Annotated in this window: 1 pseudogene; it reads left to right on the plus strand. The window is 39.7% G+C overall.

What is annotated here, in order from left to right:
- A pseudogene (locus tag V6260_RS18740) lies at positions 1–232 on the plus strand (LysR family transcriptional regulator); the annotation flags it as partial.

Genomic DNA, 232 nt, shown 5'->3' on the forward strand with positions numbered 1-232 from the left:
GCCAAACATGGGCTTTTAACTCATCCACTAAATTTACCCGATCACACAACTATTACTTTTATGCGCTTTAGCGAAGTATTTAAAGAATGGCGATTTTATAATAATGGCGCGGTGCAAAAAGTGCAGCTAAATTGCCAACACATAGTAAACGTTGGTGAAATGGTTAGGCGCGGGGTGCTAGAGGGCAAAGGCATTGAGTATAAGTCGTACTTGGATGTAATTGATAATTTAG

It is taken from the genome of Pseudoalteromonas aliena (genome assembly GCF_038155085.1).
Taxonomy (GTDB): domain Bacteria; phylum Pseudomonadota; class Gammaproteobacteria; order Enterobacterales; family Alteromonadaceae; genus Pseudoalteromonas; species Pseudoalteromonas aliena_A.